At 30.8% G+C, this 23,376-nt stretch carries 22 protein-coding genes and 1 tRNA gene; 8 read left to right on the top strand and 15 right to left on the bottom strand.

Annotation, left to right across the window (positions count from 1 at the left end; all coding sequences use genetic code 11):
• Positions 1-269: 269 nt before the first annotated feature.
• The gene (locus DEFDS_RS12535) at positions 270-1,613 is read left to right on the top strand and encodes a hypothetical protein (protein ID WP_013007381.1); all 1,344 of its coding nucleotides are present in this window, start codon (positions 270-272) and stop codon (positions 1,611-1,613) included.
• A gap of 256 nt (positions 1,614-1,869) precedes the next feature.
• Here DEFDS_RS12535 and DEFDS_RS03255 read toward each other — a convergent pair whose 3' ends face one another.
• From DEFDS_RS03255 to DEFDS_RS03235, 5 genes are all read right to left on the bottom strand, one after another.
• The gene (locus tag DEFDS_RS03255; RefSeq protein WP_013007380.1) at positions 1,870-4,395 is read right to left on the bottom strand and encodes an LVIVD repeat-containing protein; all 2,526 of its coding nucleotides are present in this window, start codon (positions 4,393-4,395) and stop codon (positions 1,870-1,872) included.
• 751 nt (positions 4,396-5,146) lie between these two features.
• Positions 5,147-5,219 (bottom strand) — tRNA-Gly (locus DEFDS_RS03250).
• A 36-nt stretch (positions 5,220-5,255) separates the two neighbouring features.
• Positions 5,256-6,110, bottom strand: coding sequence for an NAD(P)-dependent oxidoreductase (locus DEFDS_RS03245; RefSeq protein ID WP_013007379.1), 855 nt, complete (start codon positions 6,108-6,110; stop codon positions 5,256-5,258).
• On the bottom strand, positions 6,111-6,494 hold the full coding sequence (locus DEFDS_RS03240) for a RidA family protein (RefSeq protein WP_013007378.1): 384 nt from the start codon (positions 6,492-6,494) through the stop codon (positions 6,111-6,113).
• A gap of 15 nt (positions 6,495-6,509) precedes the next feature.
• Positions 6,510-7,193, bottom strand: a complete 684-nt coding sequence (locus DEFDS_RS03235; RefSeq protein ID WP_013007377.1) for a hypothetical protein — start codon at positions 7,191-7,193, stop codon at positions 6,510-6,512.
• A gap of 82 nt (positions 7,194-7,275) precedes the next feature.
• Here DEFDS_RS03235 and DEFDS_RS03230 point away from each other — a divergent pair, with 82 nt between their 5' ends.
• Genes DEFDS_RS03230 through DEFDS_RS03200 form a run of 7 tightly spaced genes read left to right on the top strand, consistent with a single transcriptional unit; the run spans position 7,276 to position 13,133 of the window.
• Entirely contained in the window at positions 7,276-8,274 is a 999-nt protein-coding gene (locus tag DEFDS_RS03230; RefSeq protein ID WP_050742503.1) for a polyprenyl synthetase family protein, read from the top strand.
• The gene (gene amrS, locus DEFDS_RS03225) at positions 8,271-9,254 is read left to right on the top strand and encodes an AmmeMemoRadiSam system radical SAM enzyme (RefSeq protein WP_013007375.1); all 984 of its coding nucleotides are present in this window, start codon (positions 8,271-8,273) and stop codon (positions 9,252-9,254) included. Before DEFDS_RS03230 ends, amrS begins: the two co-directional genes overlap by 4 nt.
• 59 nt (positions 9,255-9,313) lie before the next feature.
• Positions 9,314-10,171: an FAD:protein FMN transferase gene (locus DEFDS_RS03220; protein WP_231841032.1), complete on the top strand. Its 858-nt coding sequence runs from the start codon at positions 9,314-9,316 to the stop codon at positions 10,169-10,171.
• Complete coding sequence (locus DEFDS_RS03215) at positions 10,161-10,514, top strand: NusG domain II-containing protein (RefSeq protein WP_013007373.1); 354 nt, start codon at positions 10,161-10,163, stop codon at positions 10,512-10,514. The genes DEFDS_RS03220 and DEFDS_RS03215 overlap by 11 nt, the downstream gene beginning before the upstream one ends.
• Complete coding sequence (locus DEFDS_RS03210; RefSeq protein ID WP_013007372.1) at positions 10,495-11,001, top strand: Gx transporter family protein; 507 nt, start codon at positions 10,495-10,497, stop codon at positions 10,999-11,001. The genes DEFDS_RS03215 and DEFDS_RS03210 overlap by 20 nt, the downstream gene beginning before the upstream one ends.
• A 3-nt stretch (positions 11,002-11,004) precedes the next feature.
• On the top strand, positions 11,005-11,592 hold the full coding sequence (locus DEFDS_RS03205) for a Maf family protein (protein ID WP_013007371.1): 588 nt from the start codon (positions 11,005-11,007) through the stop codon (positions 11,590-11,592).
• Positions 11,592-13,133, top strand: a complete 1,542-nt coding sequence (locus DEFDS_RS03200) for a fatty acid--CoA ligase (protein WP_013007370.1) — start codon at positions 11,592-11,594, stop codon at positions 13,131-13,133. The genes DEFDS_RS03205 and DEFDS_RS03200 overlap by 1 nt, the downstream gene beginning before the upstream one ends.
• A 48-nt stretch (positions 13,134-13,181) precedes the next feature.
• Here DEFDS_RS03200 and DEFDS_RS13310 read toward each other — a convergent pair whose 3' ends face one another.
• The 10 genes from DEFDS_RS13310 to DEFDS_RS03155 all read right to left on the bottom strand — a co-directional run bounded on the left by DEFDS_RS13310 (position 13,182) and on the right by DEFDS_RS03155 (position 23,376).
• Entirely contained in the window at positions 13,182-13,310 is a 129-nt protein-coding gene (locus DEFDS_RS13310) for a hypothetical protein (protein WP_269446358.1), read from the bottom strand.
• A 435-nt stretch (positions 13,311-13,745) separates the two neighbouring features.
• The gene (locus DEFDS_RS12530; protein WP_050742502.1) at positions 13,746-15,776 is read right to left on the bottom strand and encodes a methyl-accepting chemotaxis protein; all 2,031 of its coding nucleotides are present in this window, start codon (positions 15,774-15,776) and stop codon (positions 13,746-13,748) included.
• A 177-nt stretch (positions 15,777-15,953) separates the two neighbouring features.
• A complete protein-coding gene (gene glyQ / locus DEFDS_RS03190; RefSeq protein WP_013007368.1) occupies positions 15,954-16,826 on the bottom strand; it encodes a glycine--tRNA ligase subunit alpha in 873 nt (290 codons plus the stop codon).
• A gap of 222 nt (positions 16,827-17,048) precedes the next feature.
• The gene (locus tag DEFDS_RS03185) at positions 17,049-19,172 is read right to left on the bottom strand and encodes a Tex family protein (RefSeq protein ID WP_013007367.1); all 2,124 of its coding nucleotides are present in this window, start codon (positions 19,170-19,172) and stop codon (positions 17,049-17,051) included.
• A 163-nt stretch (positions 19,173-19,335) separates the two neighbouring features.
• On the bottom strand, positions 19,336-19,608 hold the full coding sequence (locus tag DEFDS_RS03180) for an acylphosphatase (protein WP_013007366.1): 273 nt from the start codon (positions 19,606-19,608) through the stop codon (positions 19,336-19,338).
• A gap of 9 nt (positions 19,609-19,617) precedes the next feature.
• On the bottom strand, positions 19,618-20,163 hold the full coding sequence (locus DEFDS_RS03175; RefSeq protein ID WP_013007365.1) for a 2-oxoacid:acceptor oxidoreductase family protein: 546 nt from the start codon (positions 20,161-20,163) through the stop codon (positions 19,618-19,620).
• A complete protein-coding gene (locus DEFDS_RS03170; RefSeq protein WP_013007364.1) occupies positions 20,160-20,912 on the bottom strand; it encodes a thiamine pyrophosphate-dependent enzyme in 753 nt (250 codons plus the stop codon). The genes DEFDS_RS03175 and DEFDS_RS03170 overlap by 4 nt, the downstream gene beginning before the upstream one ends.
• A gap of 1 nt (position 20,913) precedes the next feature.
• Complete coding sequence (locus DEFDS_RS03165) at positions 20,914-21,966, bottom strand: 3-methyl-2-oxobutanoate dehydrogenase subunit VorB (RefSeq protein WP_013007363.1); 1,053 nt, start codon at positions 21,964-21,966, stop codon at positions 20,914-20,916.
• A gap of 5 nt (positions 21,967-21,971) precedes the next feature.
• Positions 21,972-22,193 (bottom strand): indolepyruvate ferredoxin oxidoreductase subunit alpha, encoded by a 222-nt coding sequence (locus DEFDS_RS03160; RefSeq protein ID WP_013007362.1) that lies wholly within the window; start codon positions 22,191-22,193, stop codon positions 21,972-21,974.
• Between the two features lie 100 nt (positions 22,194-22,293).
• Positions 22,294-23,376, bottom strand: coding sequence for an LptF/LptG family permease (locus DEFDS_RS03155; protein WP_013007361.1), 1,083 nt, complete (start codon positions 23,374-23,376; stop codon positions 22,294-22,296).

Raw genomic sequence — 23,376 nt, 5'->3', positions numbered from 1 at the left:
GATAAAATACTATTTTAAAATTTATTCTATATATTGAACAAAGCTTATTAACCTGTGTTTTATAACTGAATTATAGCTTTAACATAATATTTTATCTTTTAATTAATACAAAAATATAAACCAATATTTAAATTATTAAAATGTCTTTTCGAGCTTTAGCGAAGCAATCTGGGATCTAAGCAGTTATAAATAAGTAACATCCTCAAAACTTAAATGTAAATTAAATTATATCTCTTGAAATTAAAATTAATTTATTTTAAAAAAAAGATATGATTAGTTTAACTAAACTATTAACTAAGTTAAACAAATACAATTTCATAACTCTTCTTGTTGCTTTTTTAATCTCTGTTTTTTTAGTTATTATTTTAACAATTTACCATTTCAAAAAAGCCTTTATTGAAACATCTTCTATTCTATCTGAAAACATTAAGTATTATTTTGAAGATTCTATACAAGAAATTAGAAATAATGAGGAAAAATTTAAAAACTTGCATTTAAAATATGTTTCACTTTTAAAAGATTCTGACAGTGCCAATTTAAATTCACTAATTCATCAAATTAAACATGAAGTTGAAAACCAATTAAAAACTGAAGTATCCGTTGCCATCATAAATAGAAATCTTAAAATAAGTTACACTACCTTACAAAAAGAAATCGGTTTAGATTTGAGTCAATTTGAAGATGCAAAAATCACAGCTAATTATTTAATTAATAAAAATAATGATAATATCGTAAATATTGAATACCCAGTTTATACACCTGCTGCTAATACATTCAAAATTTATACCTTATCATTTATAAAAGAAAAAAATATTTTTCTCCAATTAGGTTTAGATACTTCTTTAATGAATCACCTCCTATCTCTCATAAAAACAATAAAACCACACAATAAAGACATTAGCTTAATATATTTTGCAGATCAAACCCCACTTTTTCCTATAACAGGATCAATGATTAAATTTAAAAATAAAAATATTATAAATAATATTTTTAAAAATAATTACCACATCTTGAGTTCTTTAAGTCAATATACTTATCTTTCTAAAATTATAGATTTCCAATATTTAAAAGATATGTCAAAACCTATCAATGCTTCTATAGTTTTAGTCGTAAAACAAAGTAAATCTTTAATTTATAAATACATTTTATTTTCTTTTATTATTATGTTACTATTATTTTCTTTCATTTACTATTTCAATCTGAAACATATCCAATATTATAAAACTAATTTCTTATTACCTTTTATTAAAATTCTAAAAGCTATGAAAATAAACAAGTTTGTTGAAGATAAAAATTTACCAGATAAACCGATAAAGGAATTAAACCTTTTATCAAAATACTATAATAATCACCTGAATGAACTACTAACTCAAAAGAAACATTTAGAAGATGCCCTCATAGAAATCAAAACTTTGAAAAAATTAGTACCAATATGCTCATCCTGTAAAAAAATAAGAGGGAAAGACGATAAATGGTATACTATTGAAGAATACTTATCAAATAAATTTGAAATGGATTTCACACATGGAATTTGCCCAGACTGTATCAGGGAGCTCTACCCAGATCATGCTGAAGAAATACTAAAATCAATAAACAAAAGAAACAAAAAATGATAATTTTTCAAAGAAATTTAATAAGTATTTCACTAACAATTGGTTTCAACACATTAGTTTTTTTAAAAAGATATTACAAATATTTAAAATAAACAGCTCTGCAACAAAATCCCTATAATGCTTAATTATTAAACAATTAAGATTTTTATATAAATAACCAATTAAAATTATCTTATTAAAATTTCACAACTAATTCACAATAAAGAATTGAATAAATAATAATCCCCGATACCAAAAGGCACCGGGGAACTTCTTTTTATTTAAAAAGTTCTAAATCTATTATCACTAAACCATCAGCTCCATCAGCTACATATGCCTTAGTTCCATCATTTGATAAGATTAAAGAATAAGAATAACCAGATGTATTATATTTACCAAGTAAAGTTGGATTACTAGAATCACTAACATCTAACATTACAACAGAAGCCCCATCCACAAAATATGCTATAGTATCATCAATTGATAGAGATAAATCATGAATATAACCCTCAGTAGAATATGTACTAAGCAGTGTTATATCCATGGGATTACTCACATTTAATATTTCTACTCCATGATTCTTTACAGAGACATATGCTTTATTTTCATTGTTTGATAGGGTTACACTTCTTATACTTCCTATTGTATCATAAATATTAAGCAAATTTGGACGGCTGGGATCACTAACATCTAATATGACTAAACCACCATCTCCATCAGCTACATATGCTCTTGTCCCATCACTTGATAAGATTACACTGTAAGCATTACCAGCTGTATCATAACTACCAAGCAACGTTATATTACTCGAATCTTCCACATCAAATATTAATAAACCATTAACTCCATCGGCTACATATGCTTTCGTTCCATCATTCGATAAAATTATACCATATGCATAGCCAGCTGTTACATAACTGTTAAGCAAGGTTGGAGCACTATGAGCACTCACATCTATTATCAACAAACCATTATCTCCATCTGCCACATATGCTTTATTTCCATCTTTTGATAAAATTACATCTTGAGCATAACCAGTTGTATCAAAACTACCAAGCAAAACCAAATTATTAAAATTGCTTACATCTATTATTAACAAACCATCATCTCCATCTGCCACATATGCTATGGTCCCATCATTTGATAGAGTTACGTCTTCAGCGTACTCATCTGTATCATAACTACTAGGAAAAACTAAGTTTTTGGGATCACTAACATCTAGTATCATCATTCCACGACTTCCATTAGCCACAAACGCTTTATTTTCATCGTGTGATAGAATTAATCCGTATGATGTATCACTTGTATAATAACTGCCAATTAATTTTATATTACTCAAATCATTCACATCTAATATCTCCAATCCAACACCTCCAACAGATACATATGCTTTGGTTTCATCTCTTGATAGACTTACTGCTCGAGCGTAACCTTCAGTATTGTAACTACCAATTTTTTTTGGATTATTATGATCTCTCACATCTATTATCACCAAACCTCCATTTCCATCAGCTACATATACCTTAGTTCCATCATCTGATAAAGTTACACTGTTAGCATAACCAACTGTATTATATCTGCCAAGCAACGTTATATGATTTAAATCACTCAAGTCTAGTATCGTCAAACCATTACCTCCATCAGCTATATATATCTTGGAACCATCACTCGATGGAATTGCAGCTCTAGTATCACCTCCGGTATCAAAACTGCCAAGTAAGTTTGGATCACTAGGATTACTAACATCTATTATTACTAAACCATTGGTTCCATCAGCTACATATGCCTTGGTACCATCACTAGACAATGTTATACCTTGTGCCTGACCCGTTGTATTAAAACTACTAAGTTTAGTTGGATTATAAGGATCACTCACATCTAATATCACCAAACCATTATCCTCATCAACAACATATGCTTTGGACCCATCACTTGATAGAGAAATATCCAGAGCCGAATCTGGTGTAGAGAAACTGCTAAGTAACTTTGGATCACTAGGATCACTAACATCCAATATCTTTAAACCATAATTCCTGTCAGTAACATATGCCTTAGTCTCATCACTCGATATTTTTATACCTCTAATATAACTGTTTGTACTATATATACCGAGCACTGGAGATAGCATTAAAGCTGGTATTTTCCCCTGGTGGATAATATTTATTATCTCATCTCTTCTAATCATATAATTATCCATAAGTTTATTCCTATGTAATACTGGATTATAATATAACATATCCTGACAATCTAAAACTCCATCATCAGTTATATCACTTTGAAGCACTTTAGCTACTGCTATATTTAACAATGTTTGAAATTTATTTTTATCAAAATTGTATTTTATTTCTCGAATAACCTTTTCATATACAATTTCAGACACATAAGTGACTCTAAGATTATCAGCGGATTCTTTAATATCACTACCTTTCGCAATAAGTCTTATAACACCGTTGTTCAAAGTATAGTTATCATCTAATAACCCATCATCATTTGCATCCCAATCTTTACCACCTACAACTTTAAATAGGTAATAATCTGAATCATTAAGAGATTCTACGTGTAGATTAAACTTTCCTATTTCATCAAGTGCAGTACCATCACTGGTTTTCTCAGTAAATAAAAGGGTAAAAGTGCCATCATCTTCTATTCTATAAATTGTTACATTAGCATTTGCTAAATTTCCCAATTGTGCAGTGCCATAAATAGATTTATTTGATTTAGAAGTTGAACTTCCAGACCCACCACTACATGAGATAAAAAATATTATTACTAGTAAAACTAAAGAAATTTTAAATATTCTCATTTCACTTTTACCTCCTTTTAATATTTGTTAAGAACATGGAACTTTCTATAAAGATTTACCACAATCATTAATAGATGTTACAAACTGTGGTACTTGTTTCTATTTTGCACATAAAAATACATTTATAGTTGCTTATCAAATAATCTAAAAATACCTATAATTGATAATTTTAGATCATCTTAGAGATAACAAATTGTTTGTGTATATATATTAAAGCATGGAGCCTTAAAGATAGATTATATTAATAAAATAGATTTTTTTTCAGTAAATTCAAGTTATTATTTATGATGTCACAACATTATTGAATACTAAAATAAACAATTTTCAATATTTACATGATGTTATTAATAATTCACATTCAAATTATGCTTAAAAAATAAATTGAAAAAATTGTAGAATGGATTAAAAACATTTCTTGCAACGCAAATATTCTTATATAATGTTAAAAATATTACCTCAAGTGCACTTTTTTTGAAATTGTTTGACAAATGTCAGAAATAACACATCTTAATACTTTGTAAATTCTTTGCGATACTCGCGTGCCAGAAAGCTAGGATCTAAATTTCTATGATTTCTACCTAAATATATAATTTTATAGATATTGATGTTAACGGTATACTTTTTTACAATCATTACAAATATTGAAAAATAATAATTTTGAGATTGCTTCGTCGCTTCCGCTCCTCGCAATGAAAGCTTTTCGTCATTTCGAGCGTCAACGAAACAATCTGGATTGCTTGATCAACTACTAAGCGGGCGACGGGGCTCGAACCCGCTACCTCAAGCTTGGGAAGCTTGCGCTCTACCAGGTGAGCTACGCCCGCATCAGACTAACGAATTTAACAATTTTTTTATAAATGTCAATATAGTTCATCAACAATCGAAGAAAAATCTTTATCACCTAAATTATTTTTTTCTAAAGCTCTATAAATTTCCTTTATCATAGATGAAATTATTGTAGGATAATTATTTTCCTTTGCCATTTCATAATAATAGTCAAGATCTTTAAGTAATGTTTTCACATCAAAATGAGCTGTATAATCTCTATTCAGCACTTTACTCTTTTTACCCCTTAAAACAAGACTATCCCCTGCCCCATTCTCAAGGAGATTAATAGCAGTATTTCTATCCAAACCTATTGCCTCAGCCATATTTATAGCTTCTTTTAGAACAGCCATAAAACTACCAAGCACCATATTGTTAATCAATTTAAACTTTGTCGCTACCCCATATTCTTCAAAATGAAAAATCTTATTGCCAAAAAGGGAAAGGATATGCTCATATTTATCAAACAAAACCTTTTTACATCCTGCTAATACAACTAAGGAACCATTTTTTGCTGGCACTACACTCCCTATTACAGGGGCTTCAATATATTCATTCCCACTCTCAATCACTCTGTCAGATATTTCCAATACCTCTTCATAATGATTAGTTGTTGTATCAATTATAATTTTATTTTTTACTTGGTCATTGATTAGGCCATTTTCACCAAAAAGAACCTCTTTTACTGATTTGCTATCAAACAGATTTAATACAACAACATCAACCCCTTCTTCCCAAATCTTAAAAGGTAGATCTTTCTTAATGACCTGTTCAAAAGTATCCATTTTTTCTTTAGTTCTGTTCCACCCAACAACCTTTATATCATGTTTTAACAAGTTTTCTACCATCGCAGAACCTAATTTTCCAAAACCAATAAAGCCAAGTTTCATTTAATCACCCTCTTTAACACAAATTGCATCAATTTCTATATCAACATTTTTAGGTAAATTTGAAACCTCGACAACAGCTCTGGCTGGCCTATGCTCACCGAAAAACCCTGAGTATACTTCATTTACTTTAGTAAAATTAATCATATCTTTTAAGTATATTGTAACCTTAGCCACATCACTAATGGTAAAGCCTGCCTCTTCTATAATATTTTTTAAATTGTTTAATACCAAATCAGTTTTATCTTCTATGTTACCTTCAAACAATTCATTAGTCTCAGGATCAATTGGTATCTGTCCAGAAATAAATAACATATTACCAACTAAAACTGCTTGCGAATAAGGGCCAATAGCTTTTGGTGCTTTAGTAGTATTAATAAACTTCATACAACCCCCTTAAAATTAAATTTTCATACCAGAAATTATTTTCCATACAAAATAAAATTCATTGTCAACTCTATCAATTAGCTTAAAAAACTTTTTTAACTCACCATCATTTTTAAACAAAAATGGTTTAAAATTCTTTAAACTAAAAAAGGTTGTAATCTCATCGGTACTAACATCTTGAATCAATTCTTCTTCTTTAACATTTATAAAAATATTACTCAATCCATTCTTAAGTGAAACATACCATCTCTTAAGTTTTTCATAGACAGGTATCTCACTACCTGCACTCAAAATTTCCAGCACATTTTTACCACTCTTCCCATAAACTTGGGGGTAAACAACAAAAATGAATTTCCCACCCACATTTAAACTCATATTTATTGCATATATTACATCGTATAGGGGTTGAAAATTAAATGTTCCGCAAAATGATGTCAAATAATCAACTTTTACTTTTGACAATGAATATGCAAGATTAACCTCGTATTTAACAGGGATAGTATTTTTATAACTTAAAACTTTATCTTTATTGATAACATAAATTCTCTTAAATTCTTTTTTATCAACCAAATACTTAGCTGTCACATAATCATTAAATGATATATCACAAACTGTTAAACCCACTCCGTTTTCTAAATCTAAACCATCAAAAAGTTTTAAAAAAGTAAGATATTTCTCTTCTACTTGTGTAAAATTCATAAAAACACCCTTTAATTTTGTATTTACTCTATCGTTTTTTTAAGATATATAAAACGACTATAATTTTCAATACAATAAAATTATGAGGTGTTACAAATTGGGTATAACCAGCATAAATGAAGTTTTTGAACTTTTGAAAGATGACATAAAATCAGTAGAAGATGAACTTCTTAAAAACTTAGATTCTGAAGTTCAAATGGTAAACGAAGTGGCATCTTACGTTTTTAAAAGTGGTGGGAAAAGGCTTAGACCTGTATTCTTAATACTATCTTCAAAACTATCAGGTTATGAAGGTAACCGCTCTATTGTAATAAGTGGTGTTGTAGAATATATACATACGGCCACATTACTTCATGATGATGTTATAGATGGAGCTATGTATAGGAGAGGCAAAAAAGCCGCTAATAGAGTTTTTGGAAACGATATCACTGTATTGTGTGGGGACTTTCTTTATTCTAGAGCTTTTGTAAACCTTGTCAAAGATGGTGATCCAGAAGTCCAGATGATATTGGCAAACGCTGCAAAAACTATGAGTGAAGGGGAAGTCTTTCAACTTGTAAAAACAGCAAATTTTGATCTTACTATGGAAGATTACCTTAAAATTATATTCAGTAAAACTGCTATACTTTTTTCAAGTTGCTGCGAAATTGGTGCTGTATTGTCAAAATCAGACAAAGATAAAAGAGAAAATTTAAGGGAGTACGGACGACTTATCGGTTTAGCTTTCCAGATGAGTGATGATATCTTAGATTATTTAGGTGATGAAAACAAAACAGGTAAAAAACCGGGTACTGATTTAAAAGAAGGGAAAATGACTTTACCATTGCTTCTATTAAGAGATCTTATTGATGATAAAGAGAAGAAAAATTTAAAAGAGATTATTTTGAAAGAAGATCCATCTGAAGATGATTTAATATACATTATTGGTTTGATGAAAAAACATAATATAAAAGAGAAAGCTGAACAGTTTGTGGATTCATATATCGAAAAAGCAAAAGAAAAACTTCAAATCTTTCCAAACTCAACTTATAAAGAAGCATTAATATATCTTAGTGAATATGTCATAAAAAGGGACAGATGATTAAAGAAGCCCTTTTTTATGAAAAAAAAGATGATTTAACTGTCAAATGTAATATCTGTCCAAATAACTGTTTATTAAAACCAGGTGGAAAAGGTATTTGTAAAATCAGAGAAAATATTGATGGAAAACTTTATCTGACATCATACAATGAGGTTACATCAATAGCTCTAGACCCAATAGAAAAAAAACCTCTTTATCACTTTTATCCAGGAAGCTCAATTTTATCTATTGGAACTAATGGATGTAATCTGCAGTGTCCATTCTGTCAAAACTGGCAAATATCTACACAGATAACTTACAGAGAGGAAATATCTATTGAACAGCTTTATCAAATTGCAATAGAAAGGGGTTCCATTGGGATTGCTTATACCTATAACGAACCTACAATATGGTATGAATTTGTATTAGACTGCTCTAAATATTTTCATTCAAAAGGGTTAAAAAATATTCTAGTAACAAATGGGTATATAAATGAAGAACCTTTAACGCATTTACTTCCATACATAGATGCCGTAAACGTTGATTTAAAAGGGTTTACTCAGGAATTCTACAAATGGGTCAAAGGTAATCTTGATACAGTAAAAAGAAGTATTGAAATTTATTTTAATAATAATGTTCATACTGAAATTACAAATCTTGTAATCCCTAATAAAAACGATGATTTTGTTATATTTGAAGAAATGTGCAAATGGATATCTTCTTTAAGCCCTGATATACCATTACACATTTCTAGATATTTCCCTAATTACAAATTAAATGAGCTACCAACCGATTTAAACACACTTAAAAACTGTTACAAGATAGCTAAAAAATATTTAAATTTTTTATATGTTGGTAACGCTATAATAGATAATACAACAAACAGTTACTGCCCACATTGTAACTATTTATTAGTTGAAAGGACTTTTTATAGCATTAAATCTAATATAAAAGAGCCAAAATGTCCAAATTGCCAAAATCCATTATATTTTGTTTTATAACTTTCATTTTAATATCCTGCAGTAACGACAATAAATATATCTCAAAAAGCTTTTACGCATTGGGAACTATAGTTAATATAACTGTCCCTGCTAAAAATGAAAATTTAATCGAAAAAACTTATAAATTAATCCAAAATAAAGAATCTGAAATTAAGTCATTCTACGAAAACATAAACAGTGCAAAACCTTTTCAAAAAATAAAAATTAATAGTGAAATAAAATCTTTGTTAAAAGACTCAATTTATTTTTCAAACATTTCAAACGGTAAGTTTGATATAACAATTTATACAATTACTTCACTTTACGGTTTTCCAGAAGGCCCATTTAAACAACCTGCATATGAAAAAATAAGAGACGCATTAACAAAAATTGGCATATCACATATTCATATGGAAAATGAGACAATTTTTAAAGATAACGACATATTAATAGATATGGGAGCATATGCAAAAGGTTATATTGTAGACAAAGCAGTGGAACTACTAAAAAATAATGGAGTAAAAAACGCAATTGTAGATGCAGGGGGTGATCTTTTCGCATTGGGTGATAAAAATGGTAAAAAATGGAAGATTGCAATCAAACACCCTGATAAACCAGATAGTTTTTTAAGCATAGTATCAATAGCAAATAAAGCGGTGGTCACAAGTGGTAATTACGAAAGATTTTTTATTACAAAAGATGGGAAACGGATAATTCATATCTTCGATGCGACAACTGGTAAAACAGCGAACAACTATAAAAGTATTTCCGTCATTGCTGACAATACAGAAATAGCTGACGCACTAAGTACAGTATATTTTCTTTTACCAATCGAAAAAATAAAAAAATTATGTGAAAAACTCAATACACCTGTTTTAGTTTACACATTAGACAACAAACTTATCAAGCTCTGCTCCTGGGAATCTTATGAAAATTAAACCTTTAGACATAATAGTAATTTCAATTTTAATTTTAATATCTTTTTACCCTTTGATAAATAAACAAAATGGGAAGAAAAAGCTATATCTACTAGTAGAGGATAGAAAAATTCAAATATCTTTTAAAGATGATAAAATTAGTTTAAAAGAAAGCTTTAATAAAAATATGGTTATCGAAATAAAAGATCACAAAGCAAGAATTTTAGAATCTGATTGCCCTTTGCAAATATGTGTCCGAACGGGCTGGATATCTGAGTGTAATGATGCAGCAGTATGCATACCAAACAAAGTTGCAATAATAATAGAATGTGAAAAGCCAAAATATGACGCAATATCAAAATAAAAAATTACCTCTTATTGCTATATTAACTGCCATTTCTATTGTATTAGGTTTTTTTGAAAACTTTTTCCCCATTCCAATACCAGGCGTTAAGCTGGGATTAAGCAATCTTGGTATTATGATATCACTATATTTATTAAATTTTAAGTATACACTTTTAATAGCCCTTTTAAAATCGATCCTGATACCTATTATTACAGGCAATTTAATTGTTAAAATAACCATTGGACTACCTGCCACATTATTTGCGTTTTTAGGTATGTTTGTTTATTTTAAATTAACAAAGCATTTATCATCCCCCATTTCCACTGGTGCACTGGGAGCCTTTATACATATATCCACTCAATTTATTATTATTAAACATCTTTTTATAAAAAATCTTGCATTTTTTAAAATTTTCCCTTATTTCTCAATAATATCAATTTTTACAGGTATTTTAACAGGATTAATTACATACAAAGTTATAAAAACAATTAATGATTTGAGGTAGAGAATGTATCAAAAACTTATTTTAGCAAGCGGTTCACCCAGAAGGAGAGCTTTACTCTCTAGACTAGGGATAAATTTTCAATATGTTACATCAAGTATCAGTGAAGATTTTAATGAAAATAACGACTACACTGAAGAAGTTATAAGGTTAGCCACAATGAAAGCATACGATGTGGCAAGAATATATGATGAAGCATTTATCATAGGTGCAGATACTATTGTTATATGTGAAAATAAAGTATTGGGCAAACCTATCACTTATGAAAAAGCTTTTGAAATGTTAAAATTTTTGAGCGGAAAAACCCACGAAGTAATTACTGGAGTAGCAGTAATCAATAAAAACAAAAAATTTATAAAACAATTTTATGATAAAACCGAAGTCACTTTTAAAAATTTAAGTGATGAACTCATCAAATGGTATATAGAAAATGATGAGCCATATGATAAAGCTGGAGCTTACGGCATACAAGGGATGGGCTGCCTTTTGGTGGAAAAAATAAATGGCAGCTATGAAAACGTTGTGGGGTTACCAGTATCAAAACTTTTTGAAGTTTTTAAAGAGATTGGTATAAGTCCATACAGGGGGTTATAATGAATTTTAAAAACTTAGGTGATATGCTGATACAAAACGCAAAAAAATTAAAATCAAAAAAATATATTTTCTTTGAAGATAAAAAATATACCTATGCAGAAGTCAATAAAATTACAAATAAAGTTGCACATGCTCTGACAAATTTAGGGCTTAAAAAAGGGGATAGAGTTGCAATACTTCTTGATAATTCGCCTGAATTTCTCTTTTCATTTTTTGGAATAACAAAATGTGGAGCAGTAGCAGTTCCAATAAACAACTTTTTGAAACAGGAAGAAATTGGATATATTCTAAACGATTGTCAGGTAAAATACCTTATTACCTCAGAAAATTATCAAGATTTTTTCCCATATTTAAAAGAAAATGTTTCATCGTTAAATGCAACTTTGACATATAACTTTTTATCTCCACATTCCGTTAATTTTAGCGAACTGATAAATAATGAGCCTGATAACGACCCACCTTGCGATTTTGAGATGGATGATTTAGCTGTTTTGATATATACGTCCGGCACTACAGGTCATCCAAAAGGGGCGATGCTTACACATAAAAATTTGCTTTCAAACTGTGATGCATGTAATAAGGCGTTTAAAGTAAAAAAATCTGACCGATTTTTACTTTTCTTACCCATGTTCCATTCTTACGCATTCACAACTTGTGTTTTATTACCAACGTTCTTAGGTTGCTCAATAATAATTTTACGCTCCGTCATGGAGTTAAGAAGCAAAAAATTTAAAAATGTTCTTTTATTTAAAAGGCCTACATTCTTTTTGGGTGTGCCACAGGTTTATTCGGCACTTTCAAAAGCTAAACTACCTAAATGGTTTATAAAGTTTTTATATCCAGTAAGAATTCATGTCAGTGGTGGAGCTCCATTACCAGAAGAGATTTTAAATGTATTCAAAGAAAAATTTAAAAGACCAATCATAGAAGGCTATGGCTTATCCGAAGCCTCACCTGTAGTTGCTGTAAATAGACTAGAATGGCAAAAACCATATTCTGTTGGTTTACCTCTTCCTGATGTCGAAGTAAAAATTGTTAATGATGATGAAGAGGAATTGCCAGTTGGAGAAATAGGTGAGTTGATAGTAAAAGGTCCGAATGTTATGAAAGGGTATTGGAATCTGCCAGAAGCTACTGAACAGGCAATTAGAAATGGATGGCTTTTTACTGGTGACATGGCAAAAATTGATGAAGATGGTTTTATCTACATCGTAGATAGGAAAAAAGATCTTATAATTGTAAAAGGGATAAATGTTTATCCAAGAGAAATAGAGGAGCTGCTCTATCAATATCCTGGAGTTGAAGCGGCTGCTGTCATAGGGGTTCCTGATGAGGCAAGTGGCGAAGTGCCCGTTGCTTATGTAATGCCTAAAGAGAATGAATCTTTAAATGAAAAAGATATAAAAAATTATCTAAAATCTCATCTGGCTAATTTCAAAGTTCCAAAGAAAATACATATTGTTGACGAATTACCAATGACTGCAACAGGCAAAGTTTTAAAAAGAAAACTTAAAGAGCAAGTTTTACAATCAACAGAATAAATTTTTAATGGGGAGAGGCATTGGTTCTGTGACGCCTCTCTTCATTCTTTAATTATGAATTAATCTATTTTTAGCTCTTCTTTTGATTTTTGCTTCCTTTTTATCTTTTTTATATAACATATATTGAGTTAAAACTGTCATAATCAACAAAACAATAAATAATAAATCATTTTTCATGACAAAAGCCTCCTTTCTCTTATTTCATACCAAATTGATATTTTAACAATTGATTAGTTCAAAGATTTTTTTGTAAGTTTATGTTGCACGTTAATAATTGCTTAAACACATCAGATTGCTTCACTAACGTTCGCAATGACCAATTTCCCTGTCATTGCGAGGAGCAAATGCGACGAAGCAATCTCAAATAAGACATTAAAGCAGAAAATTGCTTCGCTAAAGCTCGCAATGACGGTATTTTTGGGTCATTGCGACTCCGCCATTATGGGATATGTTATAATTATAATTTTTTGAATATATTATGTTATAGATGTATAAATATCAAGGTGTAGAAGTTAACGGAGGGGGATGCAATCTTATAAAAATCTAGTTTATCTATATCGTTTTACAATTATTTTAATAAAAAAAGGGGAGAAAATCACCCCTCTTTTATTATTATTTATTACATTCAAGTAGCTTAAATGCATCAACAATCTGCTGTAGTTTAACAGCTAATTCTTTAAGCATCTCAGCCTGATTATGATTTTCTTGAGCAATGGATGCATTCTCTTGCGAAATTGTTGCAATTTCAGCCATGTTACTTGAAATTTCCTGGCTTGTAGCTGACTGCTGATCAACAGCTGAAGCAACAGCATTTATCTTGTCTGCAACATCCAAAACTCCATTTATAATCTCTTCTAAGCTCATTTTCAAATTACCTACAAGCATTGACCCTTCTTCGGCAAGTTTTGCTCCTTTATCCATTTGAACAACAGAAGATTGAACTTCACTTTGTATTGATCTTATCATTTCATCAATTTCACCAGTTGCTTTGGCTGTTCTCTCAGCAAGTTTTCTTACCTCATCTGCAACAACAGCAAAACCTCTACCATGTTCACCTGCTCTTGCAGCCTCAATTGCAGCATTTAAAGCCAATAAGTTTGTTTGATCTGCAATATCAGAGATTACCTGCAAAATCTCTCCTATCTGTTCAGATGCTTTACCAAGCTCTTTTATCTTATCTGCAGAATTAATAACATTGTTAGAAAGATTACCAATCCCCTCAACAGTTTCATCTATAACTTCTCTACCAGTTTCTGCAGAATTTCTAATGGTATTTATCTCACTATTTATCTCTTCTAAATTTCTACTTATCTCAGTTATCGTCGCAGTCATCTCCTGCACTGCAACCTCAACAGATGAGACCCTTTCAGCCTGAGATTCTGCACCTGCTGTCATCTGGTTACTTGATGCAGACAACGCTTCTGCAGAGCTTGCCACAGTTTTTGTTGAATGGGTAACTTCACACAAGGCATTATTCATCTGAATTACCATTTTATTTACATTCTCAATAATCCTACCAATTTCATTTCTTCTATCCACTTTGAGTGTTTGGGTAAGATCACCTCGAGCAATTTTTTCAAAAAGCTTTTCTAACTCTTCAACAGGCTTCAAAACATTTATTTGAAAAACTAAACGTAGAACAACTAATAAAATAATAAAAGTGATAACACTGGTTAAAACAAAAGTTTTAATAGTAGCTTTAACTGCATGTCCAAGGAACTCATCTTCATAGCTACCACCAGCAATTATCCAATCCCTCTTAGGATAATATGTATATGCAACAATCTTATATTTACCCTGCCATTTATACCTGACAACACCATTTTTCTTTTTGGTCATCTCTTTTGCAAAATCGTATTTATAAACATTCTTCCCCTCAAATTTCTTTGATGGGTGAACAACAAGTACACCTTTAGAATTCATCACATAATAATAACCAGTTTCACCTATTTTTAGCTTTTTAATTGTCATTTTTATATCGTTTAAAATCTCATTCTGCACCCTATCAGCAACTTTCATCAACTCTTTTTCAGGTATAGTTAATACAATAATCCAGTCTAGTTGTGGAAGATACCTAAAAGCTGCATAAACTTTAGGATGATTCTCATCTGTAGTTCTTTCATATACAATCACACCATTTTTCTCTTCTAACATCTGGTCTATATGCTTTACACCTTTTAAATTTTTGCCCTGTTTGGTAGGGTGCACTACAAGAGTCCCGTTTGAATCAAGAGCATATGCATAACCACTCTCCCCAATCTTTGTTTGTAAAATTTCCGTACTCAGTTGAAACTTAATAACAGTTGGTGTCATCCCAACAGATGTATAAGTTGAATAAAGTTTCGTAAGAGTACTTTTTAGATTCTGGGCTCTCTCAGTTAAATCATACAAGGCGTCTTCTTCTATTTGTTCTCTAATCTCTTCAGTTGTTTTATCAGTAGAGTCTAAAAAAGATTTTAATGTTTCCACCTCTGCTGTTAATTCCTTAGCAATCTCTTTTGACACATGTTTCTTAGTAGACTTAATTATAAAATAACCAGATATTGCATAGCCTAATACAAGAATAATAACCAAAAAGATGAAAATTTTTGTTGACACATTCATATCTTTCCAAAAATTTCTTTTTGAATTTGTACTTTTCATAATCACACTCCCTATTAATTGTATATATTTATTATCGTAAAAAATTACCTTAACTTAACAACTTTGTAATTGCTTAGGCAACTTATTTTACCTCTCAATGAACCACTGTTTTTGTCATTGCGAGCGAAGCGAAGCAATCTCAAATAGTCTTTCAACATCCTCAAATTCTTTAAAAAACTACGCTTTTTTTAGTAGCGGGAATCCAAGCTCTTCCCTTGTTTTTAAATAGTTTTCTGCACAAAGCTTAGCAAGATGTCTTACTCTTGCAATATAACCTGTTCTCTCAGTAACAGATATTGCATTTCTTGCATCTAAAAGATTAAATGTATGGCTACATTTCAAGCAGTAATCATAAGCTGGTAAAGATAACCCTTTTTCTACTAATCTAACACACTCTTTTTCATACATATTAAACAGAGTAAAAAGCATTTCCGTATCAGCTTCTTCAAAATTATATTTTGAAAACTCTACTTCATTTCTATGATAAACATCACCATATGTAACATCTTTGTTCCATTTTAAGTCGAAAACAGAATCAACCTTTTGCAGGTACATTGCTATTCTCTCTAAACCATAAGTAATCTCTCCAGAAACAGGTGATAAATCTATTCCCCCTGCTTGCTGAAAATATGTAAACTGTGTAATCTCCATACCATCTAGCCAAACTTCCCAACCTAGCCCCCATGCACCAAGAGTAGGAGACTCCCAGTCATCTTCTACAAATCTTATATCATGTTCTAAAGGATCAATCCCTAAATATTTCAAACTATCTAAATACAACTCTTGAATATTATCAGGAGATGGTTTTAATATAACTTGAAACTGATAGTAATGTTGTAATCTGTTTGGATTTTCACCATATCTACCATCAGTAGGTCGTCTACTTGGTTCCACATAAGCCACATTCCATGGCTCAGGTCCAAGGCACCTTAAAAAGGTTGCAGGGTTAAAAGTTCCAGCACCAACTTCTATATCATAAGGTTGATAAATTATACATCCATGATCAGCCCAAAATTGCTGCAGTTTTAAAATTACATCCTGAAAGTACATAATGCCTCCTAAAAAAATTTTAAACAACTAATAAGATGATGCACAATAAGCTAACTTGCTAAAAATTAGCAAAATAATGAGATCGCTTCGTCAGTTTACACTTGCTCGCTATGACTGCCTTTGTCATTGCGAGCGTTAGCGAAGCAATCTTAAAATATTATTTTTATCGTGCAACACCCTAAACCAATTCACTACAAAAAAAACAAGCAAAAATCAACCTAATTATCTTCTAAGCGACAACGATACTCTGTTTCTATCCTTATCCACTTTTATTACTGTTGCCAAAACATTATCACCCACACTTACAACATCTAACGGATGCTTAACAAACTTATCTGCTAACTCAGAAATATGTACAAGTGCATCATTTTTAAGCCCTATATCAACAAAAGCACCAAAATCTGTTACATTTGTCACTTTACCTCTAACCTTCATCCCCTCTTTCAAATTTTCAATATTTAAAGCTGATTGTTTAAATATAAGAGGATCCACATCATCTCTAATATCTCTGTCCGGCTTTTCAAAATTATCAATTATATCCTGTAAAGTGAGTAAACCTATACTACATTTTTTACTCAACTCATCCAAATCTTTCCCTTTAAGAGCAAGCTTTATCAAATGTCTATTGTCTAAAGAAATATTCAACTCATTTAGCAGGTTATATACTTTCTCATAATTTTCAGGGTGAATAAATAAAGCATCTAAAGGTTCTTTGCCATCATAAATCTTAAGAAATCCAGCACATTGCTCAAACACTTTCTCCCCAATTCCATCAACATTTAATAGTTCTTTTCTTTCTTTAAACTTACCGTTTACATCCCTATAACTAACAATATTTTCAGCAATTTTCTCATTTATCCCAGACACATATTTTAGCAAAGACACACTAGCAGTATTAAGATTTACACCCACATTATTAACCACATCCTCCACAACATCATAAAGCTTTTCAGATAAACGTTTTTCATTAACATCGTGCTGATACATCCCAACACCTATTGATTTCGGATCAATTTTAACGAGCTCTGATAAAGGGTCTAAAACTCTTCTAGCAATAGAAATAGCTCCACGAATCGTCAAATCTAACTCAGGAAACTCTTGATTTGCTACTTTACTTGCAGAATAAACACTTGCTCCAGCTTCGTTTACAATAGTGTAAACAATATCTAACTTCTCATCTTCAATAACTTTTGATACAAACTCCTCCGTTTCTCTACTTGCTGTACCATTACCTATTGCAATAATATCAATGTTATTTTTTGAAATCTCATCTAAAACTACTTTTTTGCTATTTTCATAATCATTTTGAGGCTCCACAGGATATATAACTCCATAGCTTAAAAGCTTACCCGTTTCATCAACACAGGCATATTTACAACCTGTTCTAAATGCTGGATCAATCCCCATAATCCTTTTCCCTTTTACAGGAGGTGTCAAAAGAAGTTTTCTTAAATTTTCAGCAAAAACTTTTATAGCCTGCTCTTCCGCTTTCTCTTTCAAATCTTTTCTAATTTCTAACTCTAAAGATGGAAACAAAACTCTTTTTAACGCTTTTTTAATAGCTTCATTTACATAACTGTTCTGAACTATACCAATATTAATAAGCTCGTTCTTTATAATCGATTCACAAAATTCAAAGTCAGCATCAAGCTTAACCTTTAAAACCCCCTCTTTTTCTCCTCTAAATATGGCAAAAATTCTGTGAGGCGGTATCGATTTTATAGCTTCAGAATAATTGTAATAATCTTCATAATTTGTTCGCTCATCCCTGTATTCTTTTTTTACTTCGCTAAGAATCTTTGCATTATCCCACAAATAATCTCGTAATCTGCTCTTTATCGTTACATCGTGACCAAACTCTTCGATAATTATATCTAAGGCCTTCTCTAAAGCTTCATCAACCGTTTTAACTTGCTCACTTAGAAAATCTTTAGCTTTTTCAACAATTTTAGTTTCATCAGATTCCTTTTTTATATAGATTGCTAAAGGTTCTAATCCTAACTCTTTTGCAATATCTGCCTTTGTTTTTCTTTTAGATTTATATGGTGCATAAAGATCCTCTACCTCTTTTAATGTAGTTGAATTTAAAATTTTCTGTTTAAGTACATCTGTTAATTTATTTTTTTCTGCAATAAGCTTTATAACTTCAGACTTTCTCTCTTCTAATTTAACTAAGTATTCATATCTTTCGATAATCTCTCTTATAACATTTTCATCCATTCCGCCCGTTTTCTCTTTGCGGTATCTTGCAATAAAAGGGACCGTATTACCTTCTTTATAAAGGGCAATAAGGTTATCTATATGTTTTTTCGCATAATTATATTCAGAATATATAGTTTCTATCACCACATCCTCCTATTTTATTACTTAATAGTTATATGCTTCATCACTATCGCTCATCACAATAACAAATATATTTTCGTCATTGCGAGCGTCAGCGAAGCAATCTGGGTAACTTGAGCATCTATAAGTATAAAACATCATTAAAATATAGAATTAGTTATGAGATTTAGTATCTAATTCTAAAATCTGAATAATTTACCAGTTTATCGGTTATTTCAAAATCAATATTTGTAACATTTGACAATGAAGGCCCAACTCTCAAATGACTCAAAAGCTCTATCAAACTTTTTTCATCCCCTTCTGCATCAACCTCAACAGTTCCATCTGGCAGATTTTTTACATAACCTTTTAAATTAAGGTTTAGAGCCTTATCGTAAACAAAGGCTCTAAACCCAACACCTTGAACTCTACCTGATACTATTGCATGCAATCTTTTCATATTTTCCTTTTACAACTTTTTTACTTCGTTATACCCAGTCTTTAAAGCATCTCTATTAATAGGGAGTAAAGAATGATATTTTTCAGGTATAGCATATTTGAGAGCTTCTTCTGCTTCATTTAAATTGAACAGTTTGGATACAGATAACAAAGCACCAATCATTACCATATTTGCAACTTTAGTATTACCCAATTCATTTGCTATTTCAGTGGCATTAATACCATAAAAATTTATATCATCTCTTGTTAGAAACTCTCTTTCTACCAATGATGTATCCACTATTACATTCGCACCAGTATTAAACCTGGGCTGAAATTTATCTAAAGATGGTCTATTCATTATAAATCCATAATTAGGTTTAGATACAATTGGAGATCCGATCTCTTCGTCAGAGATAACAACAGTACAATTTGCAGTACCGCCTCTCTGCTCAGCCCCATAAGATGGCCACCAAGTTACATTTAAGTCTTTTCTTACGGCCATCTGTGCTAATATCATACCAGCACTTAAAATCCCCTGGCCTCCAAACCCAGCCATAACACAATCAAACATCATTTTTGCACCTCTTCATCTATATCTTTGAAAACACCTAGTGGATAATAAACAGACATAACATCGTCTATCCATTTTATAGCATCAACTGGACTCATACCCCAGTTTGTAGGACAGGTTGACAATACTTCCACAAAAGAAAACCCTTTATCATTTACCTGATTCTCAAAAGCTTTTTTGATAGCCTTTTTAGCTTTCATAATATTTTTTGGATTAGTTACAGAAACTCTACTTGAATATGCTACAGCTGGAAGACCACCAATGATTTCTGCCATTCTAAAAGGGAATCCATGTTGTTTTTCAACACGACCCATTGGGGTAGTTGTAGTCTTTTGGCCTGGCAAAGTAGTAGGTGCCATCTGCCCACCGGTCATACCGTAATTAGCATTATTAACAAATACCACAGTTAAACTATCTCCGCGATTAGCAGCATGCATTATTTCTGCCATCCCAATAGATGCAAGATCACCATCCCCTTGATAAGTAAAAATAGTCAAATTTGGTCTTACCCTCTTCATTGCAGTTGCCATTGCTGGTGCTCTACCATGAGGAGCTTCAACTATATCAAAATTAAAATAATCGTATAACAATACGGCACATCCAACAGGAGCTACCCCAACAGTACTTTCCCTTAATCCCAATTCATCAATAGCTTCTGCAACCAATCTATGAATGATCCCATGATTACACCCTGGACAATAAATTGTTTTATTACCCAGCAAACTCTCAGGTCTTTCAAATACTACTTTCATATTAACCACCCACCATATTTTTTACTTTTTCTATAATTTCATCAGGAGCAAATACTTCCCCTCCTGGTTTACCTATAAATTCTATTTTAGAGTCATCACAAACAGCAAGTTTAACATCAAACAACATCTGTCCAGTATTCATTTCAGCAACTAAAATCTTTTTAGCATTTTTAGAAGCATCTCTTAAAGCATCATATGGATAAGGGGAAATTGTTATTGGTCTAAACAAACCAACTTTTAACCCATCTTCGTTTAAAGTTTTTATGGCTGATTTTGCAACCCTAGCAGCAGTTCCAAAAGCCACAATTAATATTTCATAATCATTTTCTAGGTATTCATATTCTACTTCATTTGCTTCCATCTCATCATATTTTCTTTTTAGATGCCAATTATGCTCTTTTAACTTCCCTTCAGCTAATCTTAATGATTTAACCGATCTAGGTGCTCTACCTTTTGCACCATTTAATTCCCACCCTTTATCTTCATCTACAATTTCTCTCATTTCAGGTAAAACAACAGCTTCAGCCATCTGCCCCAAAGCACCATCACCCAAAATCATAACAGGATTTCTATACTTTTCTGCCTTATCAAATGATTTATACACTAAATCTATTGCTTCTTGAATAGTATGTGGTGCATACACTAACAACTTATAATCTCCATTACCACCACCCCTTGTCGCTTGATTATAATCACATTGGCTTGGTCCTATATTTCCAAGGCCGGGACCACCTCTAGTAATATTGACAATAACAGCTGGGACTTCAGCTCCACACATATATGAAATCCCTTCTTGCATCAAAGCAATACCTGGGCTAGAAGAAGTTGTCATAACACGAACCCCTGTTGCACCAGCACCATAAACCATATTAATTGCTGCCAATTCACTTTCAGCTTGCACAAATGCTCTGCCTAATTCTGGCATTCTCCATGACATATAAGCTGTAACTTCATTTTGTGGTGTAATAGGATATCCAAAATATCCAACTAAGCCAGCTCTAACAGCAGCTTCAGCTATAGCTTCATTCCCTTTCATCAAAACCTTATCACTCATATTTATTACCCCTTAACTTTTTCTTCTTTTATTAAAGTAAAACAAACATCCGGACAAATCAGTGCACAGCTTTTACAACAAATACATTTAGACTCATCAATACACTCTACAAAATTGTATCCAGACTTGTTAAATTTCCCTGAATATTTTAAAATCTCCTTTGGACAAACAGTTATACAAAGGCCACAACCTTTGCATCTTTCGGTATCAATAATTACACGTGGCATTAAAACCTCCAATATTTTTTAGCAGTTAATTATTATGTTATTTTGATAAAAAATCAAATATTTTTTACATCTAATCGAAACACTGTTTAATTTTACTTAACTAAAACCCTCTCTCTTTAGAAAGCAAGATTATCATACCAAATATAAAAAATAAAATATGCAGACTAAAATTAGCTAAAAACGGGTTTATAACACCATTTTTACCCAATGAATAAAATACAGAATAACTGACCCAAAAAATTATAGTAACACTAAGAGATTTGGCTGCAACTTTAATATATTGATAACTTCTAGAAATAGTGATAGTCAAAGGAAGCAATAATATCGTCAATACTATCAAAATAAGAGGAACAGCTATCTTATTGTAATAAATCAATCTAAAACTTTCAGCTGATAACCCTTTCGACTCATACACTTTGATAACTCGGCTCAACTCTTTAAAACTCAATTTCTTTGGCTCATCAGGTTTGATTTTGATAAATTTTGTTAATATTTTACTTTTTAGCTTATATTTATCATAAATTTTTAAAAGCGTTGGAATTTTTTTAACATCAAAAATCTTAAAATCTTGAAATTCCCATATGTTGTTACCCAAATATTTTGCTTTTTTAGCTCTCTTTACAATACTGATTGTATCTTTATCTTTTTCATAAATTGTTACACCATCAAACTCTTTTTTATCAAAATTAATCAGATCTATTGAAATTATACTCTCCTTATCTTTAAAATAAAAATCTGTAACAGTTAATTTTTCTGTATGTTTTTGAAAAAATATTTTTTCATCTTTGTATTTGGCTCTAATCTTTTCAATCTTAGGATTAATTGCATCAGAATAATATAATAAAATTAAAAAAAATAAAAAATTTACAGACAAAAAAAGTACAGCAATCTGTCTTAATCTACCACCAAAACTTAGATAAGCTATCAATTCATTATTTTTTATCAATTTGAGCATTGTCACAACAATGGCAGCTGAAGTAGCAACCGGAAAAACTTGATATATTGAATAAGGGATTTTCATTAAATCATAAATTAAAATATTCAAAAATGGTGTATTATATCTACTAATATATTTTGTATGTTGTACTACTTGAAAAAATGTATAAATAATTAATATAAAAATCAAAATAGCAACTAAACTATTTAAATAAGATTTTATTAAATATTTGTTGAATTTTTTCAT

It is taken from the genome of Deferribacter desulfuricans SSM1 (assembly GCF_000010985.1).
In the GTDB taxonomy this organism is placed as follows: domain Bacteria; phylum Chrysiogenota; class Deferribacteres; order Deferribacterales; family Deferribacteraceae; genus Deferribacter; species Deferribacter desulfuricans.
Note: the sequence above shows the minus strand (reverse complement) of the source record. Positions and strands in the feature narration are given on the sequence as shown.